This is a genomic window from Mesorhizobium sp. WSM4976, assembly GCF_029625685.1.
Lineage (GTDB): Bacteria > Pseudomonadota > Alphaproteobacteria > Rhizobiales > Rhizobiaceae > Mesorhizobium.
On the sequence record NZ_JARTVT010000007.1, the window covers coordinates 231,287 to 251,094 of the forward strand.

Annotated in this window: 8 protein-coding genes; 6 read left to right on the forward strand and 2 right to left on the reverse strand. The window is 64.6% G+C overall.

The genetic code is table 11. The annotated features are described in order from the left end of the window. Positions 1 to 153 precede the first annotated feature (153 nt). Together P9272_RS11230 and P9272_RS11235 are read right to left on the reverse strand one after the other, a co-directional pair. On the reverse strand, positions 154 to 6,207 hold the full coding sequence (locus P9272_RS11230) for a translocation/assembly module TamB domain-containing protein (protein ID WP_278160587.1): 6,054 nt from the start codon (positions 6,205 to 6,207) through the stop codon (positions 154 to 156). Positions 6,208 to 6,209: 2 nt separating this feature from the next. Further along, positions 6,210 to 8,141: an autotransporter assembly complex family protein gene (locus P9272_RS11235; RefSeq protein ID WP_128256428.1), complete on the reverse strand. Its 1,932-nt coding sequence runs from the start codon at positions 8,139 to 8,141 to the stop codon at positions 6,210 to 6,212. A 277-nt stretch (positions 8,142 to 8,418) separates the two neighbouring features. Between P9272_RS11235 and P9272_RS11240 the strand changes: the two genes are divergently transcribed. The 6 genes from P9272_RS11240 (at position 8,419) to cysW (ending at position 19,804) form a co-directional block, all read left to right on the forward strand. Then, complete coding sequence (locus P9272_RS11240; RefSeq protein WP_278160588.1) at positions 8,419 to 13,899, forward strand: alpha-2-macroglobulin family protein; 5,481 nt, start codon at positions 8,419 to 8,421, stop codon at positions 13,897 to 13,899. A 67-nt stretch (positions 13,900 to 13,966) separates the two neighbouring features. Beyond that, entirely contained in the window at positions 13,967 to 16,057 is a 2,091-nt protein-coding gene (gene pbpC / locus P9272_RS11245; RefSeq protein ID WP_278160589.1) for a penicillin-binding protein 1C, read from the forward strand. 37 nt (positions 16,058 to 16,094) lie between these two features. After that, positions 16,095 to 16,781, forward strand: coding sequence for a M15 family metallopeptidase (locus P9272_RS11250; RefSeq protein WP_278160590.1), 687 nt, complete (start codon positions 16,095 to 16,097; stop codon positions 16,779 to 16,781). A gap of 200 nt (positions 16,782 to 16,981) precedes the next feature. Beyond that, positions 16,982 to 18,010, forward strand: a complete 1,029-nt coding sequence (locus P9272_RS11255) for a sulfate ABC transporter substrate-binding protein (protein WP_278160591.1) — start codon at positions 16,982 to 16,984, stop codon at positions 18,008 to 18,010. A gap of 65 nt (positions 18,011 to 18,075) precedes the next feature. Next, positions 18,076 to 18,927: a sulfate ABC transporter permease subunit CysT gene (gene cysT, locus P9272_RS11260; RefSeq protein WP_278160592.1), complete on the forward strand. Its 852-nt coding sequence runs from the start codon at positions 18,076 to 18,078 to the stop codon at positions 18,925 to 18,927. Then, positions 18,920 to 19,804, forward strand: coding sequence for a sulfate ABC transporter permease subunit CysW (cysW, locus tag P9272_RS11265; RefSeq protein ID WP_127876700.1), 885 nt, complete (start codon positions 18,920 to 18,922; stop codon positions 19,802 to 19,804). The genes cysT and cysW overlap by 8 nt, the downstream gene beginning before the upstream one ends. Positions 19,805 to 19,808: the final 4 nt, after the last annotated feature.

Below are 19,808 nucleotides of genomic sequence, written 5' to 3' on the forward strand. Positions count from 1 at the left end.
CGATAGCGACAGTCTTGACGCAAATTTGTTAGCGCGACACGCATTTCCAAAAAAATCGCCGGGGGCGATTAAATCAATACATTTTATAAGGATAGGAGTCCCGTGCCGGCGGTCGACTCCTGGTTCGCCTGGCCCATGCGGCGCGGCACAACCTCAATATTCGCGTTCGTAAAAGACGCCGCCCTTGGCTTCGCCGGCGTCGTTGGCTTCTCCGCGCAGCTTAACGCCGCGACCGACATTGAGGTCGATCGTCGCCTTGCCGGAACCTGGTTTGTCGCCCTTCTGTATGGTCACATAGGTGCGGTCATTGAGGTACTTGCCGGCAGAAACAGCGGTGCCGCCCTTCTCATCCGTCGTCACGTCGAGATCATCGATGCCAATGGCGTTGCGCAAATTGTCAAGCAGCGAGGTCGTGCCGCCAGCGCCTGCCAATTGCGCGGCAGCATCGGCGAGCTGGGCAATCTGCAGCGGCGAAAGGTTAGACATCGAGCGGCCGAAGATAAGCTGTGCCAGCACCTCATCCTCCGGCAGCGCCGGAACAGAGGAGAAGTTGAATTTCGGATTGGTCGCCTCGCCGGACACCACGATTGTCACGGTGGCGCTGCTTGTCGTCGTCGTCGCTGTGAGATTGAGGTAAGGCACCAGCGATCCCTGGAACCCGACCGTACCCTCTGTGAATGTCAGCCGCTTGGCGAGAATCGTTAGCCGCCCACGCTGCAAGGTGAACGTGCCTACGGCCTGCGGCGACGACGCCGGGCCGGTCAGCTTGAGCGATCCGCCCAGTTCGGCATCGACGCCCCGGCCCTGGATGAAAATCTGGTTCGGCGCATTGACCGTCACGTCGAGCGTCAGGCCGCTGCCGCCCTTGCTGCTGCCGCTGGACGTCGCCGGGCGCAGCGCCTTGTCCTGCGCCCGCACGGACGCCGGCGCGTTCTTGTGTTTCACATCCAACGCCGAAAGCGACCCCGGCAGCCGTTCCGGCACGGTGATGACCGTCCTCGCCAGGCTGATCGTGCCGGCAATCACCGGCGCCGAGACGAGCGGCCCTTTGACGGTCAGGTCGCCGCCGAGATTGGCGGTCACCACCCGGCCGTCGGTATAGCGGCCGTCGGTGAGCTTGATCGACAGGTCGGCCGGGAAGCCCTGCGCCGGCGTGATGCCCACGGTGCCGCTCGCCGACAGCTTGCCGCGCGTCGACAGCGTGCCGGTCAGGCTGTTGATCCTGGCCACCCCGCCGCCGATCGAGACGTCGGCGGCGATGTCGTTCACCGCCAGGCCGGAGCGCGCATCGATAAGGCGCGCGCCGGATGTCGTGACTTTGCCGCTGATAACAGGCGCAGACGCAGGACCACGCACCTGCACATCGACATTGGCGGTGCCGTTGAGCGCCAGCCCTTGCGCGGCAAGCTTTGCGGCCAGGAAGGAGAACGGCACCTTGCCGTTGAAGTCGAGCGCCAAGGTCGGCGTGCCGGCCGTCGTCACCGAGCCGCCGCCCTTGAGGCCGAGGCCGGCGCCGTCGCTGATGTTGGCGTCGAAAGCAAGCTTGTTGCCGGCAAAAGTGCCCGACGACGACACATTCATGCCGCCGAGCCCGGCGCCACGCGTCTGCGAGGTCTGCACGCCGGCGGCATCGATCTTGAAGGCGACCGAGGGGGTCGAAGGCTGGCCGGTCACCTTGACCGTGCCCGAGATCGAGCCGGCCGCGTCGAGACCCGGCGAGAAACTGTTGGCGAGCGAGATCGGCACCCGAGCCAGGTTGGCGTTGATGTCGAGCGCCTGCGCGACTTTGCCCGTCACCGTCGCCGTGCCGCCGCCGAGGTTGAGCACCAGCCGGTCGAGCGTCGTCACGCCATTGGCGATGGTCACCGTCGAGGCCTGCGCGATCGCCGCCTTGACGCCCTGCACCGTCGCCTGGCCGGAGGCGAGCTCGATTGTCGTCGTGCCGTTCGCCACTTTCACCCGGCCGGCCGCCTTGGCCGGGATGTTCTTGACGGTGGCCCCGCCCGAAAAACCGGTCCAGTCGCCGTCGCGCTTGAGATCGACATCGATGCCTGTAATGGCGGTGCCGCCGGAAGTCACGCTCTCCGCCCGCACCGTGCCGGCGATCACCGGTGCTGCCGTATAGTTCGCGATCTGCGCGTCGATTGCGACATTCCTGGCGGAAAGATCGCCGCGCTTGATCTCCGAGCTGTCCGCTTTGACCGCGACATTCGGCCCGTTGGCCGCCTTGGTAAAGGCGATCGTGCCGCGCACATTGCCTTCGGCCTTTTCCAAGGCCAGCGCGGCGAGCGGCCCGATATCTGGCAGGTCGAGCGAAACGGTGCCGACCGGCACGAAAGCATCGTCGAGCAGGAGATCGCCGGAAATCTTGTTCGCTCCGAGCGACAGCAGAAGCCCGTTGATCGCGCGGCTGCCATTGGTCGTGGCGAGCACGGCGCTGCCTTGCAAATTCTGCCCGGCGACAATGCCGGTGAGCTGCACATTGGCTGCCGGATTGGCGGCATCGGCCTTGCCGGTGGCCGTCAGCTTCAGTCCGGTGATCTCGCGCGACGCCACGAGGAGCCGGTCGCTGTCCACCGTCATCGACAGGTCGGGCGCGGTGACCGGGCCTTGCGCGTTGAGGGCGAAAGCGATGGCGCCCTTGGCGTCCTTCGAGAGCCCCGAAACATCGCTCAACGCGCCCCTGATGCCGGCGGCCAGCTTGCCGTCGGCAAGGCTCGCCTGCCCATCGGCGCTGAGCGCGCCAGAATTGAGCTTCAGGCCGTCGATATTGACATTGCCATTGGCATCGCGCTTCAGCGCACCGCTCAACTGCGCGGTCTCGCCAAGCATGCCGCGCACCGCCGCCGGCAAGGCCGAAGACGCGACATCGGCCTTCATATTGAGGTCGATGGCGCCGTCGCCCAGCGATATCCGGCCGGCGACCTGGCTGTTGAGCGCATCGCTCGTCAAGGAGCTGCTGTTGACGGAGACCGAATCGGGTGCCAGCCGGCCGTGGACCTTGGCGATCACCTTGCCGGCGATCAGCGGCGCGATCAACGGATTGTCGAGGCCGATCCTGTCCACCGAGACCGTGCCGGAAACCGGGCCTGCCCGTCCCTTGAGGTCGAAGGCATCCGAATGCAGCGCCAGGGTGAGACCGTCCACCTTCGCCTGGCTGGCAACGATGGACGGCAGGATCGCGGACACATCCAGCCGCGCTTGCGCGCTTTCGCCCGCCATCTTCGCCGACAACGACTGGACTTCGACCTTGACCGGGCTTTCCGCGCTGCCGACCGTCAACGGCAAGCTGGGCCCCGATGATAAAAGGTCGAGGGAGAAGTCGCTGGCGCCATTGGGATTGAGGGTGCCGGCGGCCTTGCCTGAAATCTTGTCGCCCGAAAGCGTGGCGTGGTCCAGCGCGACGCCGCCCGCCAGCGTATAGCGGCCGGCGGCATCGAGATCGAGCGGCCCGAGCCCTGCCTGCCGGGTCTGACTGGTCTCGGCGCCCGCCACCTTGGCGTTGAACTGAATGTCGGGGTTGGACGATGGACCCGTGACGTGTGCGGTGCCCTCAAGCGTTCCGGCCCCGTCGAGGCCGGGCACGAAGTCATTGCCGAGCGCCAGCGGCAGGTTGGCGAGATTCGTCGTCAGGTCCAGCGTCTGGCCGGCGCTGCCGGAAACCGTCGCCGAGCCGCCGCCGAGGTTGAGCGCGAGCTTCTCGATTGTCGTCACGCCATCGGCAATGGAGAGGCTGGAGGGCTCGGCGATGGCCGCCTTGATGCCGCGCACCGTCGCTTCGCCGGAAGCGATCTCCACGCTTGTCGTGCCGTTGGCGATCTTTACCCGCCCCGTGGCAGTGGCCGGAATCCCGGACGCGGTGGCGCCGCCGGCAAAGTTGGTCCAGTCACCGTCGCGCTTCAGATCGATACCGATGTCGCTGATTACCGTGCTGCCCGAGGTCACATTGTCCGCCTTGATCGTGCCCGAGATCGCCGGCCCCTTGAGATAGTTTGCGATCAGCGCGTTGACGGTGATGGCCTTTGCCGCCAGTTCGCCGCGCGCGATCGAGGCGCTGGCCGCCTTGATGGTGACGGTCGGCGCATCGCCCTCCTTGGCGAAGGCGATCGTGCCGTTGATGTCGCCGGTTGCGGCCTGGTTTGCGAGCGCCGCGAGCGGTCCGATGTCGGGTACGGCAAGCGTCAGCGTGCCGAGCGGCAGGAACTTGTCGTCGAGCGCGAGATCGCCTGAAACCTTGTTGTCGCCGAGCGCCAGGCTGAGCCCTTTGATCGAGCGCTTGCCGTCGGCGGTCACCAGCGAAGCCTCTATGTCGAGCGCCTGCCCCTCGACGTTGCCGGTCAGCGAGACGTCGGCGGTCGGATTGGCGACATCGGCCTTGCCCTTGGCCGAGAGCTTGATGTCCTTCACCGTACGGCCGGCCGCCGTCAGGCTGGCGCTGTCGGCGGACACCGTGAAATCCGGCGCAAGGCGCGGACCGCTTGCGCTCAGCGCGAAATTGACCCCGCCCGCGAGCGGCGTGCCGGCGAGCGACGACAGCGGCGAGACATCGCCCAGCGTGCCCTTGACGCTGGCCTGGAGGTCCGATCCCTGCATGCTGCCGGTGCCGCTGGCGCTGAGCGAGCCGGAGCTGATCTCCAGCGAGTTGGCGGCAAACGCGCCTTGCGGATCGCGCGTGGCGGTGGCCGAGAATTTCACCCGCTCGCCGAGCAGCGAGCTGATCTGCGGCGGTAGGGCCTTCGAGGCGGCGTCGGCATTCATCTTCAGCGTCATCGACAGGTCGGCCAGCGCCACATTTGCCGTCAGCCCGGCATTGAGCGCATCGCTGCGCAAGCTGCCTTTGTCGATGGTCACGGTATCGCGACTGATCGTGCCGGAAAGATCCGCGGAGAGCTTGCCGGTCACCAGCGGCGCCAGCGTCGCTACATCGGTCTTCAGCCCGGCGGCGGCGAGCTGGATGCTCACCGGTCCGCTGCGGTTTTCGATGTCGAAGCCGTCGGAATGGATCGCGCCTGTAATATTGTTGAGCTGCGTGCCGCCAACGGCGACCGAGGTGAGCGACGCGCCGATATCGACCGTCGGCGCCTTGCCGTCGCCGAAGGCGCGCACCGTGGCCTTCTGCACGGCGACCAGGATGGGCACCGCGCTGTTGCCGACATCGACGGTGACCGGCTTGTCCTTGGCGGCAAGCTCGACGGCCAGGTCGCTGGCGCCCTTCGGATCGACATTGCCGGTTGCGGTGCCGTGCACCGTATCGCTCTCTATGGTGGCGCGCTCGATATCGACCCCGCCCGCTGTGGTCGCCGTCCCGGCGACGTCGAAGCTCGTCTTGCCGGCAAAGAGCGACTTTATCTTGTCCGGGAGGAACCCTTCGAACTGGCCGTCGCCCTGGGCCTCGATGCGGTGGCCCTTGTCGGTGAGTTGATGCCGGCCGGTCAGTTGGCTGATGATCCGGCCGTCGACCATGAAAGTGCCGACGCCGCTCCAGTTGGCCAAAGGCCCGCTTCCGGAAACCACGACGTTGACCGGCGGCGCATCCGGCAGCTTGAGCAGATTGGCGATGATGCCGCCAGCCGGCTCGGACGCCTTGAGATCGAGGTCGAGCTTGTTGTCGGTCGGCGCGAAGTGGATCTTGGCGTCGACATTGCCTTGCTTGCCGTCATGGCGGGAGACGTTCAGCACGCTTTCGATCGCCAGAGGCGACGGATCGGCCTTGAGCGAGCCTTTCGCGGCCAGCTCGGCGATGCCACTGCCGGCAAGCTCCTGTCCAAGCGCGATCTCCGGCAGGTCTATCTGCCTCACGTCGATCGAAACCGGCAGGCTGGACGAGCCGCCTTGCGATGGCTGCTGGCTCGGCTGCGGCAGCCGCGCCAGTTCGATCCGCTCGGCGGCGAAGCGGTCGGCGTTGAAATTCCAGGAGAGCAGCGCCGTCGGCGACCAGTCCAGCGCCACCTTACGTGCCACCATCCAGGGGCCCGCACGATCTTCGAGCACGACATGATCGACCCTGAGCGCGCCCGACCAGATGCCTTCGATACCGGCGACGGTGACCTTACGATCCTCGTTCGAAGCCATCTTGGAAATCAGGCCGGCGAGGTTCTGGCGTCCCCCTTCGGTGCCGGTCAGGACGACGAGAGCGCCGATCGCCACCACCAGCAGCAGAAACAGCGTGTAGATAAAGATGCGGAGGATGCGCCAAAAGATCTTCATCGTCAGAACGCCTGGCCGATGCCGGCATAGATCCCGAAATGCGGATCGCCCGGATCGCGGTTGAGCGGTACGGCTGCGTCGATGCGCAGCGGCCCGAACGGCGTGATGTAGCGCAGGCCGACGCCGGCGCCGACCTTCACATTCGAGAAATCCGGGAAGGATTTGGTCGAGACGGTGCCAGCATCGACGAACGGAACTATGCCGATCGTGTCGGTGACGCCGATGCGCATCTCCACCGAGGTTTCGAAGAATGAAAGACCGCCGATCGGCTGGCCGTTGATGTCCTTCGGGCCGATGCCCTGATAGGAATAGCCGCGCACCGAGCCGCCGCCGCCGGAATAGAAGCGCCGGTCGGCGGGCACGTTCTGCAACCCGGTGCCGACGATCGAGCCAAGCGTCGCGCGTTCGGCGAGCACGAACCGGCTCGCTGTGTCGAGCGACTGGTAGGTGTACCCCTCGCCCTTCAGCTTCAGGAATGTCGCGCCGTTCAATATGTCATAGCTCGGTTCAGCATAGGCGAGGAAGCGGAACCCCCTGGTCGGGTTGAGCTTGTTGTCGCGGCTGTCATAGACATATTGCAGCGGCACGCTGGCGATCAGATAGGAATGCTTGCCGAAGGCGTCGGTGATCCTCGAATAATCAAGGTCGAATTCGGCCGAGACCCTCTGCTTCTTGTCGAGGTCGTAGGAAACGCCCACGTCGCCCTTTACAGAGAAATGGTCGTAGGCGTCCGGATGTTCGAACACCGTCTTGACGCCGGTGAAGAATTTCGACGTCGGCCCGAGCACGCCCGGCTTCTCGAACATGACGCCGGCATTGTAATTGAGCGCCGAAATGCTGTTGCTGCCGATGCCGCTGATCGACCCGTCGATACGCAGCTTCTCGGCCTGGCCGAACAGGTTGCGGTGTCCCCAATAGCCTTCGAGCCCCAGGCCTTCGGTATTCGAAAACGTGCCGCCGAGGCCAAAGAAGCGCGGCTTGCGCTCGCTGACCTGGACATCGATCGGGATATTGCCGTTGGCGTCGAGGCTGTCGCCTTCCTTGATGGTCACGCTGTTGAAGACCTCGAGGCCGAGCAGCCGGTCGCGGGCATCGTCGATTTCCTGCGGCGAATATTGCTGGCCCCGCTTCAGACCTGTCATGTATTCGGTGAAGTCGCGATCGACCTTTTCCGTGCCCTCGACCGTCGTGTCGCCATAACCGGCGATTGGACCGGCCGCAACCGTCAGCGTCACGTCCAGCGTCGAGCTGGAGTGCTCGGCGACGATCTCTCGGTCCGTGACCTTGGCGAGCGGCCTGCCCTCTTCCTTCAGTGCCCGCACGACCAGCGCTTCGGCCTTGAGCACCGCGCCGGATCCGGCATCTCCGCCGGCGATCAGGCCGAAATCGGCCGCCGCCAACCCCGCCGCATCGCCCTTCAGCCGGATGTTGCCAAGTGTGAATTTCGCCCCGGGAGCAACCGTAATGACCACAGGAATGGGCTGCGGCCCCTTGAATTCGGCATCTGGCGGCAACTCGTCGATCGACTTGCCCTCGATCGTGATGGTGACCACGCCCTCGTAGCGGGCATCGGCATAAAGGGCTGCGACAAGCTGTTCGCGGTCGCCGCGCGCCTTGGCCATCAGGCCGAGCGATCCCGACACCGGATGGTCCTCGTCACTCTTCAGCGCCGAGGCGTTTTCGAGCCTCTTGACGAGATCCTTGTCGGCGTCAGGCGCATTTATCGTCACCGAATAGCGCAGCGGGTCGACAATGTCGGCGTCCTCGTCCTTGGACGAGCCCCAAAGCTTGATGCCGAAAATCTCGAAAGCCGCCGCCTGCCGTACCTCCCCGGCCAGCATTGTGGCGCAAAAAAGCGCGAAAAGCAGGGCGCGCGGAAGCCCGCGCCCTGGCGCGACGACCCCTCCTGACATCTGCGTTTCATGCGCCGGCATTAAGACAACCTAGTCGACAAAACTAAAATTGGAATGAAGTTCCGCAACGTTCGTAAAGGGGCCACAATCCAATTGTCTGAAATGGACCGGGCTTGGAATTCACACCTTTTGCATTTTCGCAAGAAAGTGTGATCCGTCTCACAGAGGTTCTGTCGGAATACCGGCCTTTGGCCGGCATGGAAACCGTTCGCGGGTGAATAACCTGCGGCGCTCCGGCGTTGACAAGCCTGCATGAAGCTTGATCATGCCCGGACGCTGGCGATGTCTGGAGGGTGGTATGGCAATGCGCGCGGCTCGTGGTCTCTCTTTCCTTCTTCTCATCTTCTTCGCCCTGGGCGGGGCGGCATTTGCGGCCGAAGCCCGGCGAATCGTCACAACCGACAATTCCGACTATTTCGGTTTCGACCTCAGGTCGGAGCAGAATGTCAGCCTCGACCAATGCAAGACCGCATGCCTTGGCGACACCGCCTGCCGCGCCTTCACCTACAACACCAAGGCCAAATGGTGCTTTCTCAAATCCGACTATAACCAGTTGAAATCCTTCACCGGCGCTGTCGCCGGCAAGGTCGCCAATGTCGATGGCGACCCCGATATCGGCGCTCCGCCGGCCCTGGCGTTTTTCCCGAACTGGATGGCCGACCAGGCCCAGCAGTTCCGCAACAAGCTGACCGACCCGGCCTATGACAAGCCGACCGAAGGCTTTGCTGCGCTGCAGGCTGCCGCCGAGCAGGCCTCGCTCACCGGCGACCATCGCCTTGCCATGCAGAAATACCAGGCCGCAATCTCGGTCCTGCCCGATGACGGTGCGCTCTGGCTGGCCCTGGCGCGCGAGGTACTCGCCGTGGAGCCGGCGTCGAACACCACCGAACCCGCGACGTTCCCGATGAACGCCACATCGGCGGCCTACAACGCCTACAAGCTGGTGCGCACGGCAAAGACCCGCGCCCAGGCGCTGGCGCTGCTTGCCGCCGGCCTCGACAAGCGCGACCTCTACCGGCCGTCGCTTCAGGCCTATGATGCGAGCCTTGCGCTGGTGAGCTCGCCGGCGGTCCAGGCCGACTATGCCGATCTCAAGGCGCGCAAAGGTTTCCGGGTCGTCGAGCACACTGTCGATGCCGATTCCTCCTCGCCGCGCATCTGCGCCCAATTTTCCGAGGAACTGGTCAAGACCGGCATCGACTATGCGCAGTTCGTGACCGTCGACAACGCCGCGCCCAAGGCCGTCGAGGCCAAGGACAAGCAGATTTGCGTCGAGGGCCTGGAACACGGCCAGCATTATGACGTGACCTTCCGCGCCGGCTTGCCGGCGGCGATCGGCGAAACGATCGCCGCGCCCGTCGTGCTGTCGATCTACGTCCAGGACCGTGCTCCGTCCGCCCGGTTCACCGGCGACAGCTTCGTGCTGCCGGCAGGCGCCCGTCGCGGCATTCCGGTCGTCACCGTCAACATGAATGCCGCCAAGATGACGCTCTATCGCATTGGCGACCGTTCGCTGGCGCAGCTTTTGTCCGGCTATCAGTTCCTGCATCAGCTCGACGGCTACGACATCTCCACCATTTCGGACCAGATGGGCGCCCCCGTCTGGTCGGGCACGCTCGATATCGCCAATGATCTCAATAAGGAGGTTACCACTTCGTTCCCGGTGGATGAGGCGATCCCGGAGCGCAAGCCGGGCGTCTATGTGCTAACCGCGCAGCCTGTCAACGACAAGAGCGACGACTATGGTTCACGCGCCACGCAGTGGTTCGTGGTCTCCGATATCGGCCTCTCCACCTATACCGGCCAGGATGGCCTCAACGTCTTTGCCCGTTCGCTGGGCTCCGCCAAGCCGATTTCCGGCGCCGAACTGACATTGCTTGCCAGGAACAACGAAATCCTTGGCACGGCGACCACCGATGCCGAGGGCCACGCTGTCTTCAATCCGGGCCTCACCCGAGGCGAAAACGGCATGGTACCGGCCGTGCTGATGGCCAGGCAGGGCGACAACGATTTCGTCTTCCTCGATATGGGCAAAGCCGGCTTCGACCTGTCGGATCGCGGCGTCGAGGGACGTGCCTCGCCGGGCGCGCTCGACGTCTATGCCTGGACGGAGCGCGGCATCTACCGCGCCGGCGAGGATGTTCACGTCGCGGCTCTCGCCCGTGACGGCGCCGCCAAGGCGGTCGAGAAGCTGCCGCTGACCTTCATCTTCACCCGGCCCGACGGCGTCGAGAACCGCCGCATCGTCAGCAACGGCGAGTCCGCCGGCGGCTATGCCGTAGACCTGCCGCTCGAGACCAACGCCATGCGCGGCACCTGGACGGTGTCGATCTACACCGATCCCAAGCAGTCGCCGGTCGCCAGGCAGATGTTCCTGGTGGAAGACTTCGTGCCGGATCGCATCGAGTTCGACCTGACCGCCGACAAGAAGGAGATCGCCCAGGGCGAAACCGCCAACGCCACGGTGGACGGCCGCTTCCTCTACGGCGCGCCGGCCGCGGGCCTGGCGCTCGAAGGCGAGATGACTTTGTCGACCACGAGCAGCTGGGACAACTTCAAGGACTTCACCTTCGGCCTCGCCGACGAGCAGTCGAGCGAGCCGACCGTGACGCCCCTCGCCAATCTTCCCGTCGTCGGCAACGATGGCAAGGCGACCTTCCCGATCACCATCGACAAGCTGCCGTCGACCACCAAGCTGGTCAACGCCAAGGTCACGGTGCGCATGCGCGAGGCCGGCGGTCGTGCCGTCGAGCGCTCGCTCGACATCGGCGTTCGCCCGCAGCGCGACGTCATCGGCATCCGCCCGGATTTCGAAGGCGATGAGGTGCCGCAGGGCGGCACGGCCAAGTTTAGCATCATCGCCGTCGATCCGAACGGCAAGCGCGAGGACCTGAAAGGTGCCCAGTGGTCGCTGGTCAAGGTCGAGCGCAACTATCAGTGGTACCGCTCCAACAATTCCTGGAACTACGAGGCAGTGAACCTCACCAAGGCTGTCGCCAATGGCGCGCTCGATCTCAAGGCCGATGGCGAGGCGACCGTGTCCCTGCCCGTCGACTGGGGCCGCTACCGGCTCGAGGTCGAGACGGCCGACCCGAACGGGCCGGCGACCAGCTATGAGTTCGATGCCGGCTGGTATGTCGCCTCGACCACGACCGAGACCCCCGACGGCCTGGAGATCGCCCTCGACAAGGATACTTACGCCGCCGGCGATGTCGCCAAGCTGAAGGTCTCGCCGCATTTTGCCGGCGAACTTCTGGTCACCATCGGTGCCGAGAAGCTGTTGAAGACCGTCACCGCTTCGGTGCCGGCCGGCGGCAGCACGGTCGACATCCCGGTCGGCGACGACTGGGGCGCCGGCGCCTATGTCACGGCGACCCTGTTCCGGCCCGGCGATGCGCAGGAATCGCGGATGCCGGCCCGCGCCATCGGCGTCAAATGGCTAGCTGTGGATCCGGGCTCGAAGAAGCTGGCGGTCACGCTGACGCCGCCCGAAAAGACGATGCCGCGCCAGCAACTGTCGATCCCCGTTGCTGTGAACGGCGCCCAGGCCGGCGCCAACGCCTATGTGATGGTGGCGGCCGTCGATGTCGGCATCCTCAACCTCACCAATTACAAGGCGCCCGATCCGGAGGACTGGTTCTTCGGCCAACGCATGCTGGGGCTTGAGATCCGCGATCTCTACGGACGCCTGATCGATGGCTCGCTCGGCACCATGGGCAAGATACGGACCGGCGGCGACGGGGCGAACATGCAGGCGCAAGGCAGCCCGCCGACCGAAAAGCTGATCGCCTTCTTCTCCGGCCCGGTCGAGCTCGACGCCAACGGCAAGGCGCGCGTCGATTTCGACATCCCGCAGTTCAACGGCACCGTTCGCGTCATGGCGGTCGCCTGGACCAAGGACGCCGTCGGCCATGCCCTGACCGACGTCATCGTGCGCGATCCGGTGGTGATCACCGCCGGCCTGCCGCGCTTCCTGGCACCGGGCGATGCGGCGACCATGCGCCTCGATATCGCAGACACTGACGGTCCGGCCGGCGACTATGCGCTGTCGGTCACCACCACCGGCGATCTTTCGACAGGCGACAAGCCTTTGCCCGAGAAGCTGACGCTCGCTCAGGGCAAACGCCAGTCGCTCACTTTCCCGCTGGTCGCCAAGATCGCGGGCGATGCCTCCATCACCGTCAAGCTGGCGCATGCTGATGGCACCCAGGTCGAGCAGACGCTCTATCTGCCGGTGCGACCGGCGCAGCTTCCGGTCACCAACCGCATGGTTGTCGACCTGAAGCCTCATGGCGGCTCGCTGCGGGTCGACAAGGAACTCCTTTCCGCCAGCGTGCTCGACGGCGCTTCGGTCAGTGTCGGCGTGTCGCAATCGTCCGCGCTCGACGTGCCGTCACTTCTGATGTCGCTCGACCGATATCCCTACGGTTGCGCCGAGCAGACTACCAGCCGCGCGATGCCGTTGCTCTATGTCAACGACATGGCCAAGAGCATCGGCATGGAGAGCGACCCTGACCTGCATCAACGCATCCAGGACGCCATCTACAAGGTGCTCTCCTACCAGTCGTCAAGCGGCAGCTTCGGTCTGTGGGGGCCGGGCTCCGGCGATCTGTGGCTCGACGCCTATGTCAGCGAGTTCCTGACACGTGCTCGCGAGGAGAAGTATGATGTTCCCGCGTTGGCGATGAACCAGGCGCTGAACAACCTGCAGAACTCGCTCGGCTACGACCAGGACGTCCAGGACAAGGGCAGCGAGATCGCCTATGCGCTCTACGTGCTTGCTCGCAACAAAAAGGCCTCGATTGGCGATCTGCGCTACTACGCCGACACGCAGCTCGAAGCCTTCTCCAGCCCGATGGCGGTCGCACAACTGGCGGCAAGCCTAGCGCTCTATGGCGACACGCAACGCTCGGAATCGACCTTCCAGACGGCGCTCCGGCTGGCGCAATCGGAAACCGACTACGACTGGTATCGCTCGGACTACGGTTCGCGGTTGCGTGACGGCGCGGCGATGCTGGCGCTGGCGGCGGAATCGAAGCCGGTGCCGAGCATCATGCCGCAGTTGATCAAGCTGGTCGGCGTTGCGCGCGCCGATGCCCGCTGGACGAGCACGCAGGACGAATCCTGGATGCTGCTGGCCGCACGGGCGCTGAAGGAAGGCAATGATTCCATCACGCTTTCCGTCAATGGCGCGCCGCATTCGGGCGGCTACTCCGACCAGGTCGCCGGGAGCGATCTCGTCGATAGCCCGCTCACCATCGCCAACACCGGCGCGACGCCGCTGCAGGCGGTGGTCACGGCGGTCGCCGCGCCAGTCGATCCGCTGCCCGCCGGCGGCGACGGCTTCACCATCGATCGCACCTACTACAAGCTCGACGGTACTGAGGCCAACGTCACCGAGGCCAGGCAGAACGAGCGCTATGTCGTGGTGCTCAAGATCTATGAGCAGAACAAATGGCCGTCGCGGCTCCTGATCACCGATCTGTTGCCGGCCGGCTTCGAGATCGACAATCCGAGCCTGGTGTCCAGCGCGCAATTGTCCAACTTCTCCTGGCTGGCGCAGACCGACGCCGCGCATCTGGAGTTCCGCGACGACCGTTTCGTTGCCGCCTTCAACCCGACCGAAGGCGAGGGCGACCGTAACATCACGCTGGCCTATGTCGTGCGTGCCGTGACGCCGGGCACCTACGCCCATCCGGCGGCGACGGTGGAGGATATGTATCGGCCGCAATATTCGGCCCGCACCGCCACCGGCGTCATGGAGGTGAAGGCGGAATAGCAAAGTCGCCCTTCTCCCCGTCATTGTACGGGGAGAAGGTGCCGGCAGGTGGATGAGGGGCAGCACGATGCTCTCCAAGAAATTCTTCAGGTGCACCGCGATCGCGGGCGCATGCCTCGCCGGCTTCGCAGCCGCATCTTTAGCCGCGCTCTGGGAACTTGACCGCGCCTTCCCGCCGCCGCTGCCGGCAAAACTGACGGTCTCGACCGAAGTGCAGGACCGCGACGGCCAGTTGCTGCGCGCCTTCGCGACGCCGGACGGCTACTGGCGGCTTGAGACCAGGCTCGACCAGGTCGACAAGCAATTCGTCGACATGCTGGTGACTTATGAAGACAAGCGCTTCTGGGACCACCGCGGCGTCGACATCCTGGCGCTTTGCCGCGCCGCCGGCCAGCTCGTCACCCGCGGCCACATCGTGTCGGGGGGCTCGACGCTCTCGATGCAGCTTGCCCGGCTGATCGAGCCGCGCGACAGCCGCGGCCTCGGCTCCAAGCTCAAGCAGATGCTGCGCGCCATCCAAATCGAGCGGCGGCTCACCAAGCAGGAAATCCTCGAACGCTACCTGACACTGGCGCCCTATGGCGGCAATCTCGAAGGCGTGCGCGCCGCATCTCTCGCCTATTTCGGCAAGGAGCCGAAGCGGCTGACCGTTTCGGAAGCCGCCCTTCTCGTGGCCCTGCCGCAATTGCCGGAAAAGCGCCGGCCAGACCGCAATCTCGACATCGCGCACGCTGCTCGCGACCGCGTGCTGACCCGCATGGTTTCGGCCGGCCTGCTCGGCGAGCGCGAAGCGCAGCGCGCGGCACTGGACGACGTCTCCGGCCTGCGCAGAAAGCTGCCGGCGCTGGCCGCGCACACTTCCTACGCCATGCTGCCAAAGGCCGCGCCCGGCAAGCCGCTTCAGCTCACCATCCGCAAGAGCGTGCAGCAGGGGCTGGAACAGGTGGCGAGAGATGCCGCCAGGAACCTGGGTCCGAAACTTTCCATCGCCATGGTGATGGCCGACGCGCGCACCGGCGATATTCTCGGCGAGGTGGGCTCGGCCGACTTCTTCGACGCCAGCCGCTCCGGCTGGATCGACATGACCAAGGTGGTTCGCTCGCCTGGCTCGACGCTGAAGCCGTTCATCTACGGGCTTGCCTTCGAGCAGGGGCTGGTGGCGCAGGAAACGATCATTCAGGACAGTCCGGCCGATTTCGGCGGCTACCGGCCGAAGAATTTCGACATGGGCTACCAGGGCGACGTCTCGATTCGCCAGGCACTCCAATTGTCACTCAACGTGCCGGCGATCCGCGTGCTTGACGCCGTCGGTCCGGCGCGGCTGACGGCTCGCTTCCGCCAGGCCGGCGTCAACCCGATCCTGCCGATCAACGAAGCGCCGGGCCTTGCGATCGGGCTTGGCGGCGTCGGCGTGACCTTGCGCGATCTGGTGCAGCTCTATACGGGGCTCGCCAATGGCGGCAAGATGCATACGCTGCATGATGGCACCGAGCCGGCCAATGCCGAACGCACAACAGCCACCATCCTCGACGACCAGGCGGCTTGGCAGATCAACGATATCCTGTCCGGCGTGAAGCCGCCGGAAGGCGCCGTGCAGCGCGGCATCGCCTACAAGACCGGCACCTCCTACGGCTATCGCGATGCATGGTCCGTCGGCTTCGACGGCCGCTATGTGCTGGGTGTCTGGGTCGGCCGCGCCGACGCGAGCCCTGTCCCCGGCCTGTCCGGCTATGTTTCCGCCGCTCCGATCCTGTTCGAGGGTTTTGTCCGTTCCGGCCTTGGCAGCGTGCCGCTGCCCGGCCGGCCGCCGGGCGTCTTCAACCCCAAACGCGAGGAGCTGCCGGTGACGCTTGCTCGCTTCGGCGCCGGGCCCGACGGGCTGGTGCAGGCCACCGCCACCGAGCCGGCGCCTACCATCATCTTCCCGCCCAATGGCGCCCGTGTCGACCTCGGCACCAATTCCGCCGACGCCACCCCACTGGTGCTGAAGCTGCAGGGAGGCCGCGCGCCGTTCCGCTGGCTCGCCAACGGCAAGCCGCTCGCCGGCATCGACCGCCGCCGCACGGCGACCTGGCAACCCGACGGCACCGGCTATTCGACGCTAACCGTGATCGACGCCGCCGGCCGCGCGGCGAGCGTGAAGGTTTTCGTTGAGTAGAACACGGCCAGCGATTCAGAAGATTGCGTTTTGCGCATTGCTTTCGATCGCCGGCACCCTTGCAGCCCTTGCCGACCCCCTGCCCGCCGGCTTCGTCAGGCTCACCGATGTCGATCCGACCATCCGCCAGGACATCCGCTATGCCGGCCACGAAAACTTCCTGCGCCGCAAGGTCGACGGCTATGGCGCTCCGGCCTGCATCCTGACCGCGCAGGCGGCGAAGGCATTGTCCAGCCTCCAGAAAATCATGACGGACAAAGGCCTGACGCTCGTCGTCTTCGACTGCTACCGACCCGCCCGGGCCGTCGCCGACATGAGCAAATGGACGCGAGAAGGCGGCCCGTCGGATCCGCAATGGTATCCGACGGTCGAACGCGGCGATCTTATCGCCAAGGGCTATGTCGGCGAGTTGTCCGGTCATTCGCGCGGCTCGACCGTCGACCTCGCTATCGCCGACCTGGGCAAGCGAAGCGATATTCATCCGGCCTGCGGCGCTCCTGACGTCGGGACACTCGACTTCGGCACCGGTTTTGATTGCTTCGATCCAATGAGTGAGAGCGCGCACCGCCCTCTTCCCGCCGAAGCGGCGGCGAACCGCAAGATGCTGCTTGCCGCCATGCGTGCCGCCGGCTTCCGCAACTATGCGCGCGAATGGTGGCACTTCACCCTCGCCAAAGAGCCTTTTCCAAAACAGCGTTTCGATTTTCCGGTCACGGCCAATTAGTACGCCGGGATTGCCCTAACCTTGACCAATTCTAATTCGGCCGACTGATGCCGAGCCGAGCCAAAGCGGAAGAGGAAGATATTTCTTCAAAGAGCCCAATCACGGCGAAAAATTGCTTCGGGGAGAAGAAAAAGGCAACAATCAATGCATCTAATTTCTATAAACTTGATAGAGTTCGTAGCAGTTCAACGGAGGCGGGAATGACCAAACCTCATTTCAGGAAACTGCTCGGCGCGCTGGTCGCCACATCTGTCCAGTTCGGCACGCTCGGTTTCGCGTTTGCCGAAACGACCATCCTCAACGTTTCCTATGACCCGACACGTGAGCTCTACAAGGCCTATGACGAAGCCTTCGCGGCACACTGGAAAGCCGACACCGGCGAGACGGTCACCATCCGGCAGTCTCATGGCGGATCGGGCGCCCAGGCCCGTGCGGTGATCGACGGTCTCGACGCCGATGTCGTCACCCTGGCGCTCGAAGGCGACATCAACGCCATCGTCTCCAAGTCGAAGAAGATCAATCCGGACTGGCGCAAGAAATTCGAAAACAATTCAGCGCCTTACACCTCGACCATCATCTTCCTGGTGCGCAAGGGCAACCCCAAGGGCATCCATGACTGGAGCGATCTGGTGAAGGACGGCGTGCAGGTGATCACGCCGAATCCGAAGACCTCCGGCGGCGCGCGCTGGAACTACCTGGCGGCCTGGGCCTATGCCAATGCGCATGACGGCAATGACGAAGCCAAGACCAAGGAATTCGTCGCCAAGCTCTATGCCAACGCGCCAGTGCTCGACAGTGGCGCGCGCGGTTCGACCGTCACCTTTGCGCAGAAGGGCCTGGGTGACGTCCTGATCGGTTGGGAGAACGACGCTTATCTGGCGCTCGACGAATTTGGCGCGGACAATTTCGATATCGTATATCCGCCGACCTCGATCCTGGCCGAGCCGCCGGTCGCCGTCGTCGACGCCAATGTCGACGCCAAGGGCACGCGCAAGGTGGCCGAAGCCTATCTTTCCTATCTCTATTCGAAGGAAGGCCAGACCATTATCGCCAAGAACCATTATCGCCCGGCCAAGCCCGAACTGGTTCCGGCCGAGGATCTCGCCAAGCTGCCGCAGATCAAGCTGGTCACCATCGACGACCCGCAATTCGGCGGCTGGAAGAAGGCGCAGCCTTACCATTTCGGCGACGGTGGTATATTCGACCAGATCTACAAGCCGGCCCAGTGAGAGGCCGAGCCTCAAAAACTGGCGACTGCAATCTGGTTGAGTAAGAAGGGACGATCCAGAACAGCATGACCACAGCACCCGCTCATGCGGGGTGGCGATTCAGACAGCCGAGTGTCATTCCGGGTTTCGGACTGACGCTCGGCTTCTCGCTTGCCTACCTCACGCTCGTAATCCTCATCCCGCTCTCGGGGCTAATCTGGCGTTCGGCCGCTCTCGGCTGGACCGATTTTTGGGTCTTGGCGACCGACCGGCGCACCCTCAAGGCGCTCGAAATCAGCTTCGGCACGGCCTTCATCGCTGCGGCAGTCAACGTCGTCTTCGGCACGCTCGTCGCCTGGGTGCTGGTCCGCTATCGCTTCCCCGGCCGCCGCGTCGTCGACGCGATGGTCGACCTGCCTTTCGCGCTGCCCACCGCGGTCGCCGGCATTGCGCTGACCACGCTCTATGCCCCGACCGGCTGGCTCGGCAAATTGCTGATGCCGCTCGGCCTGAGGGTCGCCTATACCCCGCTCGGCATCATCGTGGCGCTGGTCTTCATCGGCCTTCCCTTCGTCGTGCGCACCGTCCAGCCGATCATGGAAGAGCTCGACAAGGAGGTCGAGGAGGCCGCCGCCACGCTCGGCGCCAGCCGCTTCCAGATCATCACGCGTGTGCTTCTGCCCAGCCTGGCGCCGGCCATCATCACCGGCTTCTCGCTCGCCTTCGCGCGTGGCGTCGGCGAATACGGCTCGGTCATCTTCATCGCCGGCAACCTGCCCTACAAATCCGAGATCGCCCCGCTTCTGATCGTCATCCGGCTGGAGGAGTACAATTATCCCGCCGCAACCGCGATAGCCGCGATCATGCTGGCGCTGTCCTTCGCGATGTTGCTCGTCATCAACCTCGTGCAGACGTGGAGCCGCAAGCGCTATGGCTGATCCCGAGATCAAATCCTACGAGCCGCTCCACGAGAGCCGCTCGGCCGCGGTCACGGAAAGCCGCCCGGTCCGCATTACGCTGACGACCGTCACGCTGGTCTTTCTCGGCATCTTCCTGCTGTTGCCGCTGATCATCGTGTTCAAGGAGGCTTTCGCCAAGGGCGTCGGCGCCTATTTCCAATCCTTGGGCGATGCCGACACCCGCTCCGCCATCCGGCTGACATTGCTGGTGGCGGCGATCTCGGTGCCGCTCAATCTCGTCTTCGGCCTTTCGGCCGCCTGGGCCATCGCCAAGTTCGAGTTCAAGGGGAAGGCGTTCCTGACCACGCTCATCGACTTGCCCTTCTCGGTGTCGCCGGTCATTTCCGGCCTGGTCTATGTGCTACTCTTCGGCGCTCAAGGTTTGCTCGGCGAATGGCTGAAGGCGCATGGCATCCAGATCCTGTTCGCCGTGCCAGGCATTGTTCTGGCGACCGTCTTCGTGACCTTTCCCTTCGTCGCGCGCGAGCTCATCCCGCTGATGCAGGAACAGGGCAATGGCGACGAGGAGGCAGCGCTCTCGCTCGGCGCCAGCGGTTGGCAGGCCTTCTGGTATGTGACGCTGCCCAACGTCAAATGGGGGCTGCTCTATGGCGTTCTGCTCTGCAATGCGCGCGCCATGGGCGAGTTCGGCGCGGTCTCGGTGGTGTCCGGCCACATACGCGGCCTCACCAACACCATGCCGTTGCATGTCGAGATCCTCTACAATGAGTACAATGCCGTCGGCGCCTTTGCAGTCGCTTCGCTGCTCGCCGGTCTGGCGCTGGTGACGCTGGTCTTGAAAACACTTCTCGAGATGCGCTACGGCGCCGAGATCGCCGCGACACGCGGACACTGACAGA